At 42.2% G+C, this 20,749-nt stretch carries 15 protein-coding genes; all 15 read right to left on the reverse strand.

Translation table 11 applies throughout. From position 1 onward, the window contains the following. Positions 1-37: 37 nt before the first annotated feature. The 15 genes from BLO53_RS12875 to rimP all read right to left on the reverse strand — a co-directional run bounded on the left by BLO53_RS12875 (position 38) and on the right by rimP (position 20,362). Positions 38-1,642 carry a peptide chain release factor 3 gene (locus BLO53_RS12875; protein ID WP_026488308.1) on the reverse strand — a complete coding sequence of 535 codons (1,605 nt, stop codon included), beginning with the start codon at positions 1,640-1,642 and terminating at the stop codon, positions 38-40. Between the two features lie 432 nt (positions 1,643-2,074). Continuing rightward, positions 2,075-4,165, reverse strand: a complete 2,091-nt coding sequence (locus tag BLO53_RS12880) for a polyribonucleotide nucleotidyltransferase (RefSeq protein ID WP_092062363.1) — start codon at positions 4,163-4,165, stop codon at positions 2,075-2,077. Between the two features lie 509 nt (positions 4,166-4,674). Further along, positions 4,675-4,941 carry a 30S ribosomal protein S15 gene (rpsO, locus tag BLO53_RS12890; protein ID WP_013280372.1) on the reverse strand — a complete coding sequence of 89 codons (267 nt, stop codon included), beginning with the start codon at positions 4,939-4,941 and terminating at the stop codon, positions 4,675-4,677. A 187-nt stretch (positions 4,942-5,128) separates the two neighbouring features. Next, positions 5,129-8,137, reverse strand: coding sequence for a hypothetical protein (locus BLO53_RS12895; RefSeq protein ID WP_092062370.1), 3,009 nt, complete (start codon positions 8,135-8,137; stop codon positions 5,129-5,131). A gap of 307 nt (positions 8,138-8,444) precedes the next feature. Next, on the reverse strand, positions 8,445-9,881 hold the full coding sequence (locus BLO53_RS12900) for a hypothetical protein (RefSeq protein WP_092062373.1): 1,437 nt from the start codon (positions 9,879-9,881) through the stop codon (positions 8,445-8,447). Between the two features lie 606 nt (positions 9,882-10,487). Beyond that, positions 10,488-11,066, reverse strand: a complete 579-nt coding sequence (locus BLO53_RS12905) for a hypothetical protein (RefSeq protein ID WP_092062376.1) — start codon at positions 11,064-11,066, stop codon at positions 10,488-10,490. A 306-nt stretch (positions 11,067-11,372) separates the two neighbouring features. Then, a complete protein-coding gene (locus tag BLO53_RS12910) occupies positions 11,373-12,278 on the reverse strand; it encodes a bifunctional riboflavin kinase/FAD synthetase (RefSeq protein ID WP_092062379.1) in 906 nt (301 codons plus the stop codon). A gap of 63 nt (positions 12,279-12,341) precedes the next feature. Then, complete coding sequence (gene truB, locus BLO53_RS12915) at positions 12,342-13,301, reverse strand: tRNA pseudouridine(55) synthase TruB (RefSeq protein WP_092062382.1); 960 nt, start codon at positions 13,299-13,301, stop codon at positions 12,342-12,344. 110 nt (positions 13,302-13,411) lie between these two features. Beyond that, positions 13,412-14,368, reverse strand: a complete 957-nt coding sequence (locus BLO53_RS12920; RefSeq protein WP_092062385.1) for a DHH family phosphoesterase — start codon at positions 14,366-14,368, stop codon at positions 13,412-13,414. 130 nt (positions 14,369-14,498) lie between these two features. After that, positions 14,499-14,948: a 30S ribosome-binding factor RbfA gene (gene rbfA, locus BLO53_RS12925; protein WP_092062388.1), complete on the reverse strand. Its 450-nt coding sequence runs from the start codon at positions 14,946-14,948 to the stop codon at positions 14,499-14,501. Between the two features lie 164 nt (positions 14,949-15,112). Beyond that, positions 15,113-18,112: a translation initiation factor IF-2 gene (gene infB, locus BLO53_RS12930; RefSeq protein ID WP_092062391.1), complete on the reverse strand. Its 3,000-nt coding sequence runs from the start codon at positions 18,110-18,112 to the stop codon at positions 15,113-15,115. Further along, on the reverse strand, positions 18,112-18,441 hold the full coding sequence (locus BLO53_RS12935) for a L7Ae/L30e/S12e/Gadd45 family ribosomal protein (RefSeq protein ID WP_026488298.1): 330 nt from the start codon (positions 18,439-18,441) through the stop codon (positions 18,112-18,114). The genes infB and BLO53_RS12935 overlap by 1 nt, the downstream gene beginning before the upstream one ends. A gap of 2 nt (positions 18,442-18,443) precedes the next feature. After that, positions 18,444-18,701, reverse strand: coding sequence for an RNase P modulator RnpM (gene rnpM / locus BLO53_RS12940; protein WP_026488297.1), 258 nt, complete (start codon positions 18,699-18,701; stop codon positions 18,444-18,446). Between the two features lie 3 nt (positions 18,702-18,704). Then, a complete protein-coding gene (nusA, locus tag BLO53_RS12945; RefSeq protein ID WP_026488296.1) occupies positions 18,705-19,868 on the reverse strand; it encodes a transcription termination factor NusA in 1,164 nt (387 codons plus the stop codon). Positions 19,869-19,897: 29 nt separating this feature from the next. After that, complete coding sequence (gene rimP, locus BLO53_RS12950) at positions 19,898-20,362, reverse strand: ribosome maturation factor RimP (RefSeq protein ID WP_026488295.1); 465 nt, start codon at positions 20,360-20,362, stop codon at positions 19,898-19,900. Positions 20,363-20,749 lie beyond the last annotated feature (387 nt).

Raw genomic sequence — 20,749 nt, forward strand, 5'->3', positions numbered from 1 at the left:
CCTCCAAGAACTTTTTTCAACTAGCATCTCGCCCTTCTTAGTTCTTTTTAAACTCTGAAAGGACAAGTCCCTTATTACGATCCATTGTCATGCCGACACTCCACTCGTTGATAAAGAGAAGAAGTGGTCTGTCATGCATATCTTTTATCTTCTTCATATCAGAAGTTCCGACAAGTGTGGACATATCTACGTCCTCGTTGTCTACCCATCTGATGTACTCGTATGGAAGATTTTCAAGTATTATATCTACATTGTACTCACTCTGGAGTCTGAATTTCAATACGTCAAACTGAAGTACACCAACAACGCCTACAATAATTTCCTCAAGACCTGTGTTGTACTCCTGGAAGATCTGAATAGCACCTTCCTGGGCTATCTGAGTGATACCCTTGACGAACTGCTTACGCTTCATGGTATCTACCTGGCGAACCCTTGCAAAATGCTCAGGAGCGAAGGTTGGGATACCCTCGTAAACTATGTTGTCCTTGGGCATGCAGACTGTATCGCCGATTGAGAAAATACCTGGATCAAATACACCCATGATATCTCCTGCATAAGCCTCTGAGAGGATCTTACGCTCGTCAGCCATAAGCTGCTGTGGCTGTGAAAGTCTCATTACCTTGCCGCTCTGAACGTGCTTAACTTCCTTGTCTGCATCATATCTGCCTGAACAGATTCTCATGAAGGCGATTCTGTCTCTGTGAGCCTTGTTCATATTGGCCTGAATCTTGAATACAAATGCTGAGAAATCTCTCTCAAGTGGATCGATCTTCTCGCCATCTGATGAAGTTCTTCCTGTAGGTGGTGTTGCCATCTTGAGGAAGTGGTGGAGGAATAATTCTACACCGAAGTTCTGAAGAGCAGATCCAAAGAATACTGGTGTAAGCTCTCCTGCGCGAACCTTATCAAGGTCATATTCAGCACCAGCGCCGTCCAAAAGCTCAATCTCGCTAATAAGCTTGTCATAAGCGTCCTGGCCTACATTAGCATCAATTCCAGCCTTGTCATCAAGGTTTATAAATGTCTCTTTTCCCTCTTTGGTACCCTTCTGAGTCTCAGAGAAAGTAACGATATGGCCTTCTCTTCTGTCGTAGATACCCTTGAAGTTCTTACCTGATCCGATAGGCCAGTTCATAGGGCATGTAGCGATACCAAGGTTGTTCTCAATGTCATCAAGAAGATCGAAGGTATCCATTGCATCACGATCCAGCTTATTGATAAAGGTAAAAATCGGAATATGGCTCATGGCGCAGACTTTGAAAAGCTTTCTGGTCTGAGCCTCTACGCCCTTACTGGCATCGATTACCATGACAGCTGAGTCAGCAGCCATAAGTGTACGGTATGTATCTTCTGAGAAATCCTGGTGTCCAGGTGTATCAAGGATATTGATGCAGCAATCTTCATAGTTAAACTGAAGAACAGATGAAGTTACAGAGATACCTCTTTGTTTCTCAATCTCCATCCAGTCAGACACTGCATGTCTTGCTGTAGCCTTACCCTTAACGCTTCCCGCCATGTTGATAGCTCCGCCGTAGAGAAGGAACTTCTCAGTAAGAGTTGTCTTACCGGCATCAGGGTGAGAAATAATGGCAAAGGTGCGGCGCTTATTTATCTCATTTATAGTCTCTTTTGTATTACTCATTTTCGCATCCTTACATTTAATAATACTTGTATCTTTCGGTTTGAACTATAGATATATTTGGTATGACGTGCAATCTTTGTTCCTGTAAAGCTGAACATTCCGATGAGCCCAGAGAATCAATTTCTGCGTGCACTGGCACTTGAAATTGATTGGTCTCATCTCCATAGCTTTAAAAGTCACAAAGTATTGCGCATTCATACCTACATATATCTATAGCTCAAACCTTACGATTACGTTAACCGCATATTATATACGTGTCTGAAATTTACAAAATTTGTCTGATTATACTTAATTTGAGGCCGGTATGTGATAAACATGCCGGCCCCCATTTTTTCGTTCTATAATTCAATAGTCCAAGGAAGTTCTGCTCTCGTGCTACGCACTCGCCAGAACAAACTTCGCACTAGGATTCGGCTGCGCCTCATCAAGTGCTCAGTTTTGAGCAACATCCTTCATAGAGAAGCTGATTCTGCCCATCTTGTCCTTGCCAAGGCAAACAACTGTAACTGTGTCGCCAAGTGTAAGAACATCTTCAACGTGCTCGATTCTCTCCTTAGAGATCTTACTGATGTGTACCATACCCTCTTTGCCAGGTGCGAACTCAACGAATGCGCCGAATTCCTTGATGCTTACAACCTTACCTGTGAAGATCTGGCCTTTCTCAAACTCTGAAACAATGATGTTAACCATGTTTACAGCCTCAGCGATCTTGTCCTGATCCTCGCCGCATACTGAAACCTTACCATCATCTGTGATATCAATCTTAACACCTGTACGAGCGATGATCTCGTTGATTGTCTTACCTCTCTGACCAACAACATCACCAATCTTCTCAGGATCGATCTGGATAGAAACGATCTTAGGAGCGTACTTGGATACTTCCTTACGAGGCTCTGCAATAGCCTTGCTCATGCACTCATCCATGATGAATAATCTAGCCTCACGGCACTGTGCAATAGCTGTCTCAACGATAGGCTTTGTAAGGCCGTGGATCTTGATATCCATCTGAATAGCTGTGATACCGTCCTTAGTACCTGTTACCTTGAAGTCCATGTCTCCGAAGAAGTCCTCAAGACCCTGGATATCTGTAAGTACTACGAAATCGTCATCTGTATCGCCTGTTACAAGACCGCAGCTGATACCAGCAACCATCTTCTTGATAGGAACACCAGCAGCCATAAGTGACATACAAGATGCACATGTAGAAGCCATTGATGTTGATCCGTTAGACTCAAATGTCTCTGATACTGCACGGATTGCATATGGGAACTCTTCAACGCTAGGAAGAACAGGAAGAAGTGCTCTCTCAGCAAGAGCTCCGTGTCCAATCTCTCTACGTCCAGGTCCTCTTGAAACCTTTGTCTCACCTACTGAATAAGCAGGGAAGTTGTACTGATGTACATATCTCTTGTCTGCTGCAAAAGAGTCAAGTCCCTCAACCTTCTGAGCCTCTGAAAGAGGAGCAAGAGTTACAACGTCACAGATCTGTGTCTGTCCACGAGTGAACATAGCACTTCCGTGTACTCTAGGAATAAGATCAACCTCAGCTGAAAGAGGTCTGATCTGCTTGATCTCACGACCATCTGGTCTCTTGTGATCCTTGAGAATCATCTTACGTACTGTCTTCTTCTCGTACTGGTAGATTGCCTCGCCGAGGATAGCAAGCCACTCCTCGTTGTCAGCAAACTTCTCTGTAAGTCTATCTGTAATATCGGCAATATTAGCCTCTCTTGTCTGCTTGTCGTCTGTGAATACAGCCTTCTCCATCTCTTCTGGAGGAACAACTTCCTTGATTGCTGCAAAGAGCTCTTCAGGAACTGCGCAGCTTGTGTACTCGTGCTTGGGCTTACCAACCTCTGCTACGATACCCTTGAAGAATTCGATGATCTGAAGGTTAACATCGTGAGCCTTGTAGATAGCTTCCTTCATCTTCTCCTCAGGAATCTCGTTGGCACCAGCCTCGATCATGATAACCTTCTGACCTACAGATGCAACTGTAAGCTTGAGGTCACCTGTGTTCCACTGCTCCTGAGTAGGGTTAACAATAAGTTCTCCATCGATCATACCGATCTGTGTCATAGCACATGGGCCATCGAATGGGATATCTGAAATTGAAACTGAAACTGAAGCGCCCAGCATAGCTACAAGCTCAGGACGGCACTCAGGATCAACAGCCATAACCATAGTCTCGATAGTTACGTCATTTCTGTAATCCTTAGGGAAAAGAGGTCTCATAGGACGATCGATAACGCGGCTAGTAAGAATAGCGTTCTCAGAAGGCTTACCTTCTCTCTTGTTGTATCCACCTGGGAATTTACCTACTGCGTAGAACTTCTCGCCGTACTCTACTGAAAGAGGGAAGAAGTCGATTCCGTCTCTTGGCTTAGCGCTTGCTGTTGCTGTACAAAGAACTGTTGTGTCTCCGTACTGCATGAATGCGCAGCCATTTGCCTGTTTGCCTACCTTGCCGATCTCAACCTTAAGTGTACGACCAGCCAGTTCCATTGAATAAGTTTTTACCATTTTTTCTCCTTCCTGCTCATCCGTGATCCGTCATCTGGCAGGGGCAGAATTTGTGGCCCCCTCGCCACTTCAGGCACGTGTGCAGTTACACATATTATTAGTTCTGTATATTTATATGATATTAAGTTTTCAAGGTCATAATAAAAGTCACGCAATTCATGAGTTTTATTATAACTTTGAATACCAATATCATATAAATTCAAAATGCTTAGCATGCAAGCATGCACGCATTTTGGAATTTTGACACCTATATTATATAAAGAATCCTTGCATATATGATATACGAATTGCTCCATGACTTTCGTCATTCTCGCAATTCTACAATCATTCGGAAACCGCTAATTTACTTCGTAAATTGCTATTTCCTCATGCTTGTTCGGGTCATAAATTCAAAATGCTTAGCATGCACGCATGCACGCATTTTGGAATTTTGACACCTATATCATATAAATGCATAAAAGCGGAACAGGCTGATTCTCATCAGCCTAGTCCCGCCTTTAGTATCAAAATTACTTTCTAAGACCAAGATCAGCGATAAGCTTACGATAAGCCTCGATATCCTTCTTCTTAAGGTATCCAAGAAGGCTACGTCTCTGACCTACCATCTTAAGAAGACCTCTTCTTGAGTGGTGATCCTTAGGGTTCTTGTCAAGGTGAGCGTTGAGCTCCTTGATTCTCTCTGTAAGGATTGCAACCTGAACCTCAGGTGATCCTGTGTCGCCAGCCTTTCTAGCGAACTTCTCGATAACTTCTGTTTTCTTCTCTTTTGCTATCATCTTTTTCTCCTTTTAATTCTGGGCTGTTACCAGGCCCTCTTTGTAATGAATCCGCCTACTACACAGATATAGGTTGGAGTATCCAATATCCGAGCAAAGGTAGTTTCTGTAACAGTTACTGAAATTTTGTCAGCAACTAATGTATATTAGCATAAATAGTGGCTAATGTAAAGTCTAAATGATTTGATCAGTCTTTCTTAGATTTCTCTTTAGCCTTTTTAGAGCCTCTTCTTACAACTTCCTCAACAGAAATACCAAGTACTCCAAGGATTGCAACTACAATCCATGGGAAGTGCTTCTGACCTGCATTCTCTACAGAATCTGTAAGTGCAGTCTGCTCATCAGCAATTGTAACCTCTGCATTATCAACATTCTGACCATCAGTAGTCTTAACATCCTCTGAAGGAGTAACTACTGCCTCAGTTGTCTCTACAGCCTCTACTGTCTCAGCCTTCTCTTCTGCTGCAAGCTTTGTATCTTTCTTTTCCTCAGAAACCTTGTCTGTGCTCTTCTTAGTTGAAGTCTTTGTAGCCTTAGTAGCCTTCTTAGTTGTAGCTCTCTTTGCTCCAAGAACCTCTGCTGTCTCAAGAGTTGTAGCTGCAGTCTTCTTAGTAGTATTTGCTACAGTAGGAATTACTGTTGCATACTCGCTTGCTGAATCAGAAGACTGGCTTTGTCCATCATTTGAGTTATTCTCCTGATTTCTTCTAGCTTCTTCCTCAGCTCTTCTTCTGGCTTCTTCAGCCTTTCTAGCAGCTTCTTTAGCCTGTATAAATGACACATTTTTATTAGCATTTTCTACAGCTGTTGTTGCATTAGCTACAGCTTTGTCTGCAGCATTTTTCTTTGAAGTAGCTTCACTAAGTCTCTTCATCGCGATGTTAAGATTAGCACTAGCTTCAGCAAGTGTTACTACAGGAGTGTTCGCTTCCTTAAGTTTCTCAACCTTTTCCTGCGCATCTTTTACAGCCTTAACTGCATTATTATATGCCTCCTCAGCCGCTTTAGCTGCTTCAACAGCCGCATTCTGAAGAGCAACAGCATTCGCCTGTGCTTCAAGCTTAGCCTGTAAATCATTTTCAACAAAAGATCCTGCTGTAGTTGTAACAAGCTTTGTTCCATAAACGGCAGCCTGAGCCTGAACCTCATCTTTGGCTTCAACAGCATCCTGGTGCTCTGTGTGTACAGTATATGTATCTGCTGCATATCTCTTGCGAGAAACTTCTTTGGTTACAGTATTTGTCCCCACATTTGTTGATGTGTAGTCGATTTTATAATAGTACTTACCACGAGAATTCCAGTCGCTCTCGACACTAAATGAATTAACAGTAAATCCCTGGTCTCTCAGTTCTGATACTCTAGCTTCCATATCTCGTTTCGCGGATTTTTTATCTTTTGAAAGCCATCCATAATTACCAGATCTTTCATATACATTTGTCACTGTAGTAATAGTATACTCTTTAGTCACGACCTCACAAATAGCTTCTTCCTCATGAGTTTCTTTAGGACTATTTTTGTCTTCTACATCATAAGAGATATCCACTTTATAACCACTGCCAAACAAAACAGCATTGAGTTTGTCATACCATTTCAAATCATTAGGATATACATTATAGCTGATTGGCAAAAAGCCAGCGACTTGTACAGATACATTAACAGATACATTATCATTTCGCCCCTCTAAGTTTGATATCATGTTAAACAATTCTTCTTTAGTTTCAACTTTGCTAGAATCTGTAACCCTCTTAGTATTGTAACTATCTACAACTACATATGTATCTTTTACATATTCAGTTTTCTCTAATCCAGTTTCAACATATTTTGTTGTTTTAACTCCATTCTGAATATACTCAGTAATGGGGGCAGGTACAGATACTTTCTTATCATCCTCAGTTGAAACATCATTAAGATTCTCAGTATCTATAGCAATCAGTTCATTTTCATTTTCAGTTTCAATTTTTACAATTTTATCATTTGAAACTAAAAATGATTTTGAGCCATCTGCTGTTGACCAGCTCTCAAGTACTTCATCCTTGCCTTCTACTGCTGGAGAATACTCAACCGCTTCCTTGATGATCACATCTGTGTTATCAGTTTCGCTCACATTTATTTTAGAAACAGAAATCTCACCGTTTTCATCTACATTTACAATATAGCTTTCAACAACCTCTTCACCATCTGCGTTAGTATAAGTAACAGTATTATATGTCTGAGTTTCTTTCTTTACTTCGCCATTTTCATTAAGTCCTGCAGTATATTCCTTGTTTACTGTACCGAAAGCAACATCTTTTCCACCGTTAGCCTTAATATATGCGCCTATCAAGAGTTTCGCATGTTCTTCACTTGTTGTCTCATTCTTTGATAACTTTTCTAATGAATCTGCTATTTTCTGATAGTCATTGTTCTTAACAGTCTCTAAGTAGCCAGCAGCTGCTGCAGTCTGATTCTCAACTACCTCCTTCTTTTGAGAAAGCATTTTCATAGCTTCTTCAAGTTCTCTCTGAGCATCATTAATACTAATAAAGCTCTTTGAACCTTCCTCTGAAGCTTTTCTGTAATTCTCAAAGGCTTTATCATAAGCAGCCTTTGCATCAGCATATTCCTTTTCAGCATTAGCAAGCTTCTCCAAAGCCTCTTTGTGCTTTGCATTTGCTTCTTTTGCTTTACTTTCAGCATCAGCAAGAACAGTCTCTTCTGTAATAGAAGCACTTATCTCTTCAGCTTCTCCAGCAGCTGTAGTAGCATCATTAAAATCTGTTTTTGCTTTATCAATATTAGAACCATAGTTCTGATCAAGGTTATTGTTCATTTCCTCAATAGCCTTGTCTCTATTTGCAGAATGTTCCTTAGCATCTTCAATGTCATTCTTTGCGTCAATTACAGTTTCAACAGCGCTCTCAACTTCTCCAGTTACAGCCACAACTTCATCATCTGAATTGTCAAAAGTAAGTCCTGTTTCTTTCTCTGCATTCTCAATTTCTTCTTTAGCGTTTGAGATAGCTGCCTCGCTATTTTCAATTATTGTTTCTTCTGCAATAGTATTTTCAACCTCTAATACATGATCCCCTGTATTATCACTAGTCTCTGCATTAGTTTCCTCTGCTGCAAGTGCTGTTACAGGCTGAAGAGCCATACTTGCACTGATTCCTAATGAGATAGCTTTAATAAGCTGTTTGTTAAGTAAGTTCTTTTTCATAACACTTTTCTTCCCTTTTATTATATTTTTCTACATACATATATAACGATTTTTTCAACGGATATATTTATACAGGATTAGCAATCATAGAGTTAATCATATTTGATGATAATTTTGTTGTTTGTGATTTAAAATATGATTTTTCCAGACTCTGCTCATAAAAATCTCTACTAAAGAGAATTGCACGATTGCAATGCACCACAAGAAAAGAAGCAGGCCTTTGTGAACCTGCTTCTTTCCTTGTGTGTTCTCATGAGAGAGGTTTATTTGATTGGGATTATATCCTGGTCATCTATCAGCTGACAGATTAGTTTGACTTCTTATTGTTTCTTCTAATAACTTCCTCAGTTGTTATACCAAGTGCTGCGAGGATGAGAAGGAGAATATAAGGAAGGCGGCTCTGCTGCTCTACTGGGATAGCTGCGAGAGGAGTTTCCTGATCTGCGATATCAGTAATTGCACTAGTTACTGTCTCTTTTTCTGTCTTCTCTTCCTGGGCCTTTGCTACAACTACGCCACCCTCAGAATCTGCTGTGATGTCGCTATTTTCTGCATCTTCTGTCTTAAGAGCTGCGTTCGCGCCTGCTGCCTTGCTATTAGAAGTTACTGTTTTTGCTGCCTTTGCACTTGATGTTGCAAGGGCTCTGTTTGCTCCAAGAACTGCTGCGCCATCTGCTGCAGCTACTGTAGCTACTGGAGTCTGTGCTGTGCCTGCACCAGTAGTTGTACTTGTTGTACCCTGGTCTGTTCCTGCACCAGAAGCTGTATCTGTTGTACCCTGATCTATTCCTGCTCCTGTTGTGCCCTGCTGGCCATCATTTCCGTCTGTAGGCTGGTTTGCTGCTTCGTTATCAGCTATTTCTTTCTTCTTGTCTTCGAGCTTTTCTTTTGCATCTGCAAGATCTTCATCGGCTTTCTCTTTATCTTTTTCTGCCTGATCGAATTTATTCTTGGCTTCGATGTACTTTTTGTTAAGTTCATCGAGCTCTGCCTTCACATCGTCAGTGCTGATGCCTGTTCCAGCATATGTTGCCATCAGATCAGAAATGCTCTTCTTAAGAGTATCAAGTCTGTCTGCTGCATCCTGAAGCTTAGTATTAGCCTTTGATGCTGCCACGGAGAGCTTTTCATAGCTATCAAAAACTGCCTTGTATTCTTCTGCATACTTCTTGGCAAGTGTAAGAGCATCGTCTGCTGCCTGTTTTTCATTCTGAGCTGTTGTTGCTGCATTCTGAGCGTCCTGCAAAGAGTTCTGAGCCTCAGCTCCAGCATTTATGATAGCTGCATTATCTTCTGCCACCTTTGCTGCTGCGTCCTTGGCATCCTGTACGGCCTTCTGAGCATTTTCTCCTGCCTGAATAGTGGATTCGTTATTCTTTCTAGCATCCTTATACTCTTTTCTAGCATCCTGTACAGCTTTCTCAGCTGCATGATGGATTGACTGATATTCTTCAATATATCCCTGCTTGGTAATGATATAGCCGTTACCAATCTTTCGGCCAGTCTCCGCATTTCTCTCAAATACACTGATATTGTCATTCCAGAAGTCTGTATCAAAATCAAAGTATCTGTCCTGTCCATCTATAACAACCCTGAAATAATGCGGCAATGTGAAATATTCATGATCATTTGTAAATTCAATTGTTGATCCTGGATTATTATTCTTGACCCAATACTCAAGCATCTGCTCTGCAATTTCCTGATTTGCTGCTGTATCAAACCTTATTGAGGTAGTTTTAAGCACCTGTCTTGTATCTTTAACTGTTTTCTCATATGCAATTGCATCATCAAGCTTCTTCTGAGCATTCTGAACTGCCTGTGCTGCGTTCTGTCCAGCGCTTATAGCTGCTGCGTTATCTGTCTCTGCCTGGGTTGCAGCTGCATTTGCCTGATTTACTGCGCTCTGTGCCAGCTCTGCTGCAGAGATCTTTCCTGTGATTTCTGAAAGAGCCTGTGCTGTCTCTGTTACCTTGCTTGCTGCTTCCTGCGCTGCCTGCTCTTTTCCTTCTACATCGAGTTCTTTTGCTGCCTCTGCATTAGCCTTGGCTGTATTAAGAGCATCGGTTGCGTCCTTGAGCTCGTTATTTAATTTTGTAGCTTCAGCCTGAGCTGCCTTGAGGTTTTCCTCCGCTGTCTTAATGTCACCATCTGCGCTGTTTATAGCATCTGTGTATGCTTTCTGAGCATCGTTGGCCTTATTTAAAGCTGCCTCATAAGATGCCTTTTTGTCGTCGAACTCTTTCTTGGCTTCTTCATAATTCTTGTTAGCCTCTTCTACGACTACCTGAGCCTCTGCATAAGCTTCGTCAGCCTGCTCCTTGGTTGTAGCATTTTCAATCTTCTCGTTTGCCTAAGCTATCTTTTCTGATACGCCATCGTAGGCTGTATCTGCCTTCTGGGCTGCTGCATCAACAGAATCTGTATTCTCAAGCTCTTTTACGGCGTCATTTCTTGTATCCTGAGCATCAGATATGTTTTCAGCGTCTGTATTTAAATTTTCAACATCTTTCTTGATCTCTTCTACGTCCTTAGAAAGATTTTCAGCCGCCTCTTTTATCTGATCGTAATTATCATTGTAAACTTCCTGCAGATCATTGTTTGTGATTGTTGCAACTGTCTCTGCTTCTGTAGCGTTTTCTTTTCCGTTAAACTGCTGATCTATTGCCTGAACGTTTGCATTTACTTCTGCTATCGCTGCGGAAACGCTATTTGTTTCATTATTAACTTCTGTGTCAAAAGACTGTGCTGCCTGCTCTACTGTCTCTGTTGCAGTTGGCTCTTTGCTGACTTTCTGTTCGCCATTTGTCAGGGACTTGTTAAGTTCTTCGCCATCAGTTGCATATGCTGCAACAGGCTGCAATAACATACTAGCACTTATTCCGATTGTGATTGCCTTTACCAGTTTCTTGTTTACTAAATTCTTCATCATATCTTTTCCCTCTCTCAAATAAAAATCGCACACACTTTTTTGTTGTTTATCTTGTAAATGTTATACATCATAGAAAATCATAATTTTAATCATATTTGCGTCAGATTTTGTTTGTTATGATATTTAATATGATGTTTATAATTTACAAAAAAGTTAGCAACCATGCGTGTTTCAGAGTTTAGGAAAACTTTATACCTTTTTTCGTTTCCATTTTTTATGACAAAAATCATGAAACGCTGCATAAATGGGCAAAAGAAAAGACCACTATTTTGTAGTGATCTTTTCCCTGATAGTTTTGTATTTTCTTTATCGTATGTCTTCTATATCTTTTTTCATCTGAGCCTTGAGTTTTTCTACGCTTTCGAACTTCATCTCGGGACGTCTGAACTCGCAGAGCTTAACTTCAATGAACTTGCCATACACATCTTCGTCAAAATCATATATGTAGGTCTCAACGCCAACCTGATTGTTTGAGGACACGGTGGGCTTTCTGCCAATGTTGGTCATGCCCTTAAAGGTCCTGTCTCCAACCACAACTATGCTGCTATATACACCAAATGGTGGAAGGAGCTTGCCCACAGGAGGCAGCACGTTTACAGTAGGAACTCCAATAGTAGAACCAAGGTGATTGCCATGTTCCACGATACCGCTGATGCTGTAGTCGCTTCCAAGGAGCCTTTTGGCCATTGGAATATTTCCGTCTGCTACCTGGTTTCTCACCCTGGTTGAGCTGACTTCCTCTCCATCAAGCATAACCTTATCTATAAGGCAGAGCTCAAATCCCAGTTCCCTGCTCATGCTCTTTAGAAGGTGCTGGTCTCCTCTTCCCTTGTCGCCAAAAGAAACATCGCATCCCGCCGCAATATAATCGGCCTTTAAGTCTTCTACCAGAATGTTCTTAACAAAGTCCTCCGGAGGTGTTGCAGCTGTCTGGGCATTTAGCGGAAACTCTACCAGGATGTCTATTCCCATGGCCTCGAAGGCTTTTCTTTTCTCATTCCTGGTAAAGAGCTGCTTGACAGGGTGTCCCACAAAGAATTCCTCAGGGGATGGCTCAAAGGTAAAAGCAGTAGCTTTCAGGCCGTCCTGCTTCTGATCAAGGATGAGTTTAAGGAGCTTTTTGTGGCCTAAGTGGATCCCATCAAATTTGCCTATGGCTATGGCCGTCTTATCTGTTATATTCAGTTCATCAAGTCGTGTTATTATCTTCATTGTCTTGTTTCTTATTTTATCTCTGTTTTTTACTTCTTATTATTTCTTGTTTTTGGCTTCTTGTCAGTTTTTCTCAAAGAAGAACTTATCCACCTTGAACTGTTTAGTTCTGGCGTCATATTTGTATATACCAAAAAAGGTGTCATCTTCTGAATAAACTCTGAACATATCTCCGTCAGAAAACATCTCTTTTGCAAAGTCCTTGTCATTAACGCCCTCAGGATCTTCACTTACAAGGTTGTCTTTGCGGAAACTATTGCCGTTTTCAAGGATTACTCTGCAGTTGTCACTGACATGGATTGCATCAAGGTCCCTGAAAATGTACTCTGGAGATTTTATGATAGACTCCAGAGTTCCGTTATCCCGCATTTCTTCTACCTGTGAGAGCTTAACAGCGCTATCAAGGGCAAAGGCTCCAACTCTTGTTCTCATGAGGTTCTGCATGGCAGCACCGCACCCTAGTCGCTCGCCAATGTCATTGCAGAGAGTTCTGATATATGTACCCTTAGAGCACTTAATTTCCATGACAAAAGAGCTGTCTTTTTCAAGATTTGAATCATCAAGGATTGTTATAGCGCCAATGTGGATCTTTCTTGGCTTTCGCTCAACCTCGATACCTTCCCTTGCAAGTTCGTAGAGTTTTTTGCCGTTTTGCTTTATTGCAGAATACATAGGTGGAATCTGGTCGTAGTCGCCAACAAAGGCCTGAACGGCTTCGTGGAGCTCCTGTCTTGTCACGTGAACTTCAGATTCAGTAAGTACAGTGCCAGACATATCCTGAGTATCAGTTGTGACGCCCAGTTTGCAAACAGCGATATATTCTTTATCATGATCTGTCAGCGTCTCGACCAGCTTGGTTCCTGTCCCAAGGCAGACCACAAGCACGCCTGTGGCATCAGGATCAAGAGTACCGGTATGACCTATTTTCTTTTGATGAAGGATTCCGCGAAGTTTGGCTACCACATCATTGGAGGTAAAGCCCTGTTCCTTATAAATATTTATCAGTCCGTTGTATTTGTTCATGTAGAAAACTCTTTCTTATATTTTTCAGACTCAAATCTGTGAGGCATGCCTGCGAAGTGGGCGTAGCTAACAATAGCCGCAAGACACACAATCCTGCGGCTATGAATTATTTATTTCTTTTCATCGTACTGCTGCTGAATGAAATGAGTTATGCTGTTGATAACGTCGTGCTGTGTACCGTTCAAAGTACATCCTGACGCTCTTACATGGCCACCACCGCCAAGGAGCTTGGCAACTCTTGATACATCGATATTGCCGTTACTACGAAGGCTTACTCTATAGAGCATTGGCTCATCCTCATAGATGAAGATTGCAACATCGCAACCGATTGTGAACATCAGCTGGTTGACGATTCCGTCAAGGTCATTGCCCTTAACTCCATAGAAATCCATTGTTTCCTTGGACACTGCAGATGCTATTACCTTGCCATCCATAAGTGAAATGCTCTCAAGAAGGGCTCTTCCAAGGATCTGGTTCTGGAGATAGGTCTTTTCATAGAAAACATGGTCAATGAGCCATGTAAAATCAAATCCAAAAGCAGTAAGCTTACCAGCAATCTCGTAAGTTCTTGGAGATGTGCTGTTGTACTTGAATACGCCTGTATCTGTTACCATTCCAGTGTATAGAGCCTGCGCAATATCTACATCAAGCTTGTCCTTGTCCATTACTTCATAAGCAAGCTCGCAGGCTGAACTTGAAGTAGGTACAATAAAGGTAACATCACCAGTTCCGGTGTTGCTGATATGGTGATCGATATTGATGGTCTTCTTGGCTGCATCAAAGATTTTCTCGGCATCGCCGGTTCTGCCCTTTTCACAGTCTATACATATGAATAGATCATAGCTCTCAATATCAGTTGTAAAAGAATGATTTATCTTGTCAGCATCCTTAATGAAAAGAAATTCCTCTGGAATGTCCTCAAGAAAAACATCAACTCTTACCTCAGGATAGTTCTTTTTGAAATAAAGATATAATCCCATGCTAGAGCCTATGCAATCGCCATCTGGTCTTACGTGTCCTGCAATTGCAACTGTACTTACTCCGCTCATATGATCATCAATTCTCATTTATATCAACCTTTCTACTACAAACGCGCAGCCAATATCCTGTTATAGACTTAACTGCGCTGTTTCTTTTATCTTATATCTGTTTGATTTCTTATGACTCTTTAATGTCAGATTCCTGCATTCTATAGGATCATAATTCCTCTGGTTCGTCTAAACCTTCATCTTCAGAATCTTCGAAATCTTCTGATTCGTCTTCGATTTCTTCTCCACGAGCAGCTCTTGCCTCGTTATCCTTGGCAGCTACTTCGTCGATTATCTTGGACATGTTGATCGCGTACTCGATTGAGTCATCCATGATAAATCTTATCTCTGGAGTGTATCTCATATTCAGCTCTTTTGCCAAAGTACTGCGAACATAGCCTGCAGCGCTCTTAAGGCCCTCTGCTGTTCTGGCTCTGTCCTCGTCATTGCCCATTACAGTTACCCAAACCTTACATGTCTTAAGGTCTGGAGCAACTTCCACGTCCATAACTGAAGTCATAGGGCTGATCCTTGGATCTTTGCTATAACGGAGGGCTTCTGAAATAACTTTCATTACTTCTCCGTTGATTCTTTTATTCTTGTTACTATTCTTACGCATATTTTATCTTATCCTCCGCGATATGCGGATTGCTCCGCTTCGCTCTTGCAATCCTTCGTACAATTGGGAAAAAGATATACTGATTTTATTCGTATATCTTTTCCCATTTACGTCAGATTATTTCATAAATACAGTAAACTGTATTCACTCATTTCTTATATAGATCAAGTACGTGGTACCTCAACCATTTCGTAAGCTTCTACGAAGTCGCCTTCATGGATTGAATCAAAGCCGTCAAATACAAGACCGCACTCGAATCCTTCCTTAACTTCCTTGACGTCGTCCTTGAATCTCTTGAGGGAAGCAAGATCACCTTCGAAGATCTGCTCGCCATCTCTCTGGATACGAACCTTACACTCTTTCTTGATAACACCGTCCTTAACAAAGGCACCGGCAATGTTACCAACCTTGGAAGCCTTGAAGATCTGACGAACTTCTGCATGACCAGTAACTCTTTCCTCATAGATAGGAGCAAGCATACCCTTCATAGCATATTCGATTTCTTCAATAGCCTGGTAAATAACCTTGTAAAGCTTGATCTCTACGCCTTCGTGCTCAGCCATGCTCTTAGCTGTAGCATCAGGACGAACATCGAATCCGATGATGATAGCGTTTGATGCAGCAGCGAGTGTTACATCAGACTCATTGATTGCACCAACACCACCGTGAATGACCTTAACAACAACTTCATCATTAGAAAGCTTGAGAAGAGACTGCTTGAGGGCTTCTACGCTACCCTGAACGTCAGCCTTGATGATGATATCAAGTTCCTGAAGTCTGCCTTCCTCAATCTTGGAGTAAAGGTCATCAAGGGACATCTTGGCCTTAGTCTCTTCGATAAGGTCTTTCTTGTGCTGCTGAAGGTATGTATTAGCATACTGCTTGGCCTGTTTGTCTGTCTCATGTGCAAGGAATACCTCACCTGCATTTGGAACATCTGAAAGACCAAGAATCTCAACTGGCTGTGAAGGACGAGCTTCCTTGAGCTTGTTGCCCTTATCATCAACCATGGCTCTTACCTTACCTGAGCTTGCTCCAGCTGAAATGAAGTCACCAACATGAAGTGTACCCTTCTGAACAAGTACGTTTGCTACAGGACCACGGCCCTTATCAAGTCTTGCCTCAAGGACAAGTCCTCTAGCCTCTCTGTCAGGGTTAGCCTTAAGCTCAAGGATATCAGCTGTAAGGATGATTGTCTCAAGAAGGTCTTCAATACCTTCACCAGACTTAGCGGATACAGGAACGAACTCAGTTGTTCCGCCCCAATCTGTAGAGATAAGACCGTATTCAGTCATTTCCTGCTTAACTCTGTCTACGTTAGCGTTAGGCTTATCAATCTTGTTGACTGCTACGATGATCTCAACCTCTGCTGCCTTAGCATGGTTGATAGCTTCTACTGTCTGTGGCATTACACCATCATCTGCAGCTACTACAAGTACTGCGATATCTGTAGAGTTGGCACCACGCATACGCATAGCTGTAAATGCCTCATGACCAGGTGTATCAAGGAATGTGATCTTCTGATCATTAACTGATACTGTGTAAGCACCGATTCTCTGTGTGATACCACCGGCCTCTCTGTCTGTTACAGAGGTCTTACGGATAGCATCAAGAAGTGATGTCTTACCATGGTCAACGTGACCCATTACGCAGACAACTGGAGGACGCTTCTTAAGTGTCTCAGGTGCATCCTCTTCCTCTTTAAGAAGTTCCTCGATAACGTCTACAGGAACTTCCTTCTCGCAGAGGATCTCATATTCCATTGCGATATTCTCAGCTTCCTCATATGAAAGCTCTGTATTAACTGTTGAAATCTGACCAGCCATGAACAGCTTCTTGATGATAACTGATGGCTGCATTCTCATCTTCTCTGCAAGTTCCTTGATAGAAACCTTCTCAGGGATAGTGATAACCTTGATCTGCTCTTCAGGCTCTTCTACCTTCTTGACCTCAGGCTTAATGAATCTGCCAACTCTCTTACTTCTTGGCATCATCTCTTCCTGCTCATAAGCAAGATCCTTCTTGTTTCTCTTATCCTTCTCCTGACCCATACGGCGTCTTTCTTCGTCTCTGTGGCTACCACCCTCTTTTACTGGAGCTGCCTCAAAAGCACCGCCTCTGTCATTTCTGTCATTGCGCTTGCCGTCAAATTTGCCGCCGAACTTGTCGTTCTTGCCAGCGAACTTGCCGCCGCCCTGCTGAGCGTCCTTATTAAAGCCGCCTCTGTTGTCGCGGTTAAAGCCACCGCCCTGCTGGCCGTCTCTACGGAATCCGCCCTGGCCATTGTTTCTGTTCTGGCCATTTGAATTTCTGTCTCCGTTTCTATCGTTGTTTCTGTCGTTATTTCTATTGAAGCCGGAGTTTCTATCGTTTCTGTCGCCTCTATCATTTCTGTCGTTTCTATCGTTTCTGTCATTTCTAGAGGCCTGATTATCTCTGTTTCTATTGAACTGATTGTTATTATTGTTGCTGTTATTATCTGCAACTGGTGCTGCCTTTGGAGCTGTCTCAGCTACCTGTGGCTTCTCCTGAACCTTAGGCTGCTCCTGAGTCTGTGGCTGAGTCTGTGCTACAGGTGCTTCCTTCTTAGGAGCTGGAGCAGGAGTCTTCTTGATAGAAGAATTACCATAGCTCTCCATCTGTGAAGGTGCAGTTAAAGGCTTGATTGGATGATAAACATTCTGTGACTGTGCGAACTGTTTGCGCTGAGGCTGGTTGTTACCACCTCTGTTGTCACGGCGCTGATTATTTCCACCATTGCCGCCCTGGTTATTCTGGTTATTGAAGCCACCCATCTTAGAATTGCCAGCATTTGTAACCATGATGATCTTTTTCTTTTTCTTAGGAGCGTCTGAAGACTTATCTCCACCATCAGCTGGCCTTACCTGCTTCTGAGATGCATCATCTGCCTTGGCTGCCTTATGTGCTGGCTCTGCTGCCTTAGCTGCCTTTTCTACTGGCTTCTTGGCCTCTTCGTCCTTCTGTGATTCTTCTTTTTTGGAATTAGAACCACCGAAGTGCTTTCTAGCTACTTCAGCATCTGTCTCCTCTATGGAACTGTTCGAACGCTTCGCTTCAATGCCTTTTTCCTGCAAAAAGCTTATAAGCTCTTTTCCTTCGCATCCAAGCTCAAATGCAAGATCGGATATTTTTATTTTTGCCATTACATTTCCTCCGTACTTCTATTAGTAGAAAGTAAGTTCTTCCGAAGCGACTCTGCAAAGCCTTTGTCCAATATAGCCAGACTTGTTCGAACATCCTTACCAATTGCATGTCCCAGTTCACCCTTGTCTCCAAAGAGAACTATTGGAACATTATAATAATTACATTTATCATTAAACTGCTTTTTCGTGTTATCGGAAGCATCCTCACTTACGATAACAAGTTCTGCTGTATGCTTGCGGATTGCCTCTAGAACAGCGAATTCTCCGCTCTTTAGCTTTCCTGCCCGCATACACAGTCCTAATAACGAATAAATCTTATTAGAATCCAAATTTAGCTCAGCTCCTTTTGTAGCCTATCTGAAACTTCTGCTGGTATATGAGATTTGAGGGATCTCTCAAGGCCTCTGTTCTTGATGGCCTTTTTGAGGCATTCAGGATTGTTGCAGATATAGGCTCCTCTGCCGTTTGCTCTTCCTGTTGTGTCTAAGATGATCTCATCCTCAGGAGTTTTCAGAACTCTTATGAGCTCCTTTTTCTCCTTCATCTCATTACAGCCGACACATTTCCTCATGGGAATTTTCTTTTGCATGGATTACTCCTCAGTGTCCTGTGCATCCTCAGCTTCTTCGTACTCGCCTTCCTCGTACTCGCCCTCTTCATACTCATCGTAATCTTCGTCGTCGAGGTAGTCTTCCATACGGAATCCTGGAGCATCCTTAGCCTGAGTCTCACTCTTGATATCGATCTTGTAGCCTGTAAGTCTTGCTGCAAGTCTTGCATTCTGTCCTTCCTTACCAATAGCAAGTGAAAGCTGGTAATCAGGAACTACAACCTTGGCACTCTTCTCATCAGGATCAGCAAATACTGCTACAATCTTGGCTGGTGAAAGAGCGTTCTGTATAAGGTTACCTGGGTTCTCATCCCAGTTGATAACGTCAATCTTCTCGCCGCCCAACTCATCTACGATAAGGTTAACTCTTGCTCCGTTAACACCTACGCATGCACCAACAGCATCAACGTTAGGGTTGTTAGAATAAACAGCGATCTTAGTACGGCTTCCAGCCTCTCTTGCGATTGACTTGATTTCTACAGTTCCGTCCTGGATCTCAGCTACTTCCTGCTCGAAAAGTCTCTTTACAAGATCTGGATGTGTACGAGATACAAGGATTCTTGGTCCCTTTGAACCGTTCTTGACCTCGAGAACATATACTCTAAGTCTCTGAGTTGGTCTGTAAACCTCACCCTTAACCTGCTCGTTCTCATTGAGGATTGCATCTGCACGTCCAAGGTTGATAGAGATGTTCTTGCCGATGAATCTCTGTACTACACCTGTTACGATGTCATGCTCTTTCTCGAAATATTCATTGTAGATGGCGCCACGCTCTTCCTCACGGATTTTCTGAAGGATAACGTTCTTGGCGTTCTGTGTGGCAATACGTCCAAATTCCTTGGAATTAAGTGATACTGCTACGATATCGCCAACCTTGGCCTTCTTGCTGATCTTCTTGGCATCATCAAGACTGATCTCAATCTGAGGATCCATAACATCATCTTCAGTCTCAACAACTTCCTTGTCTGCATAGCACTTGAAGTCACAATTGTTTCTGTCAACCTCAACTCTAATGTTGTCAGCCTTGCCAAAATTATTCTTGCAAGCTGTGATAAGTGAATTCTCAATTGCATCAAACAGAGAATCCTTGCTGATGTTCTTCTCCTTCTCTAAAAGGTCAAGGGCATCCATTAATTCTTTACTCATCGTAATCTCCTTTTTCCGCTCATAATTTCTCAAAAATCAAGAGCAAGCTTAATCACTGATATCTCTTTTCTGATAAAAGTCTCATCTGTATCATTTATAGTAACGGTTACTGTTGTGTCATCAAAACTCTTAAGTGTTCCGGCAAATTCCTTGACTCCGTCTCTTGCCTTAAAAAGCTTGAGTTCCACATCCTGGCCGATGCTGTTTGCAAAATGTCTGTCTTTCTTGAGCTGTCTCCCTAATCCTGGGCTACTAACTTCCAGTGTATAGGCCTCTTCGATGAAATCATCAACATCAAGCGCATCTGATAATGCATGACTCACATCTACACATTCGTTAATATCAACGCCGCCATCCTTGTCAATGTAAGCTCTAAGGTACCACTCGCCTGCTTCCTTGACGTATTCTACATCATAAACTCTGACGCCATTGGCCTCTGCGATAGGTGTTAAGAGAGCTTCCGTTTTCTTCTCAATATCGTCTTTTTTGGACATATTGCGCTCCTTTACTTTGTATTGCACTTATTGCCTTGTTTTGCAATCTTGCAGTGTATTGCGCTTATTGCTATTTTTTGACATAAATAAAGTGGACTCGCGAAAGTCCACTTCAAACTAGCAATAATTAAATGTTTCCTATAGCATATTAGCACAGTAGCTGGGGTATGTCAAATTTTCGCTTATTTTTATGGAGTTTTTATGGAGTTCTTATGGAGTTTTCTGCAGGAAGTGATGCAGGACTTCTTGTTTTTTCTTCTTGCATCACTTGCGCCGCTAGTCGTGATGCATAGATCTTGTTTTCTTGTCTTTGGCATCACTTGAATTATAATCTGTGATGCCAAATTCTTGCTTTCCTTCTTCTTGCATCACTTGCACCTCTAGTCG

Origin of the sequence: Butyrivibrio sp. INlla14 (assembly GCF_900102515.1) — a bacterium.
Taxonomy (GTDB): Bacteria; Bacillota; Clostridia; order Lachnospirales; family Lachnospiraceae; genus Butyrivibrio.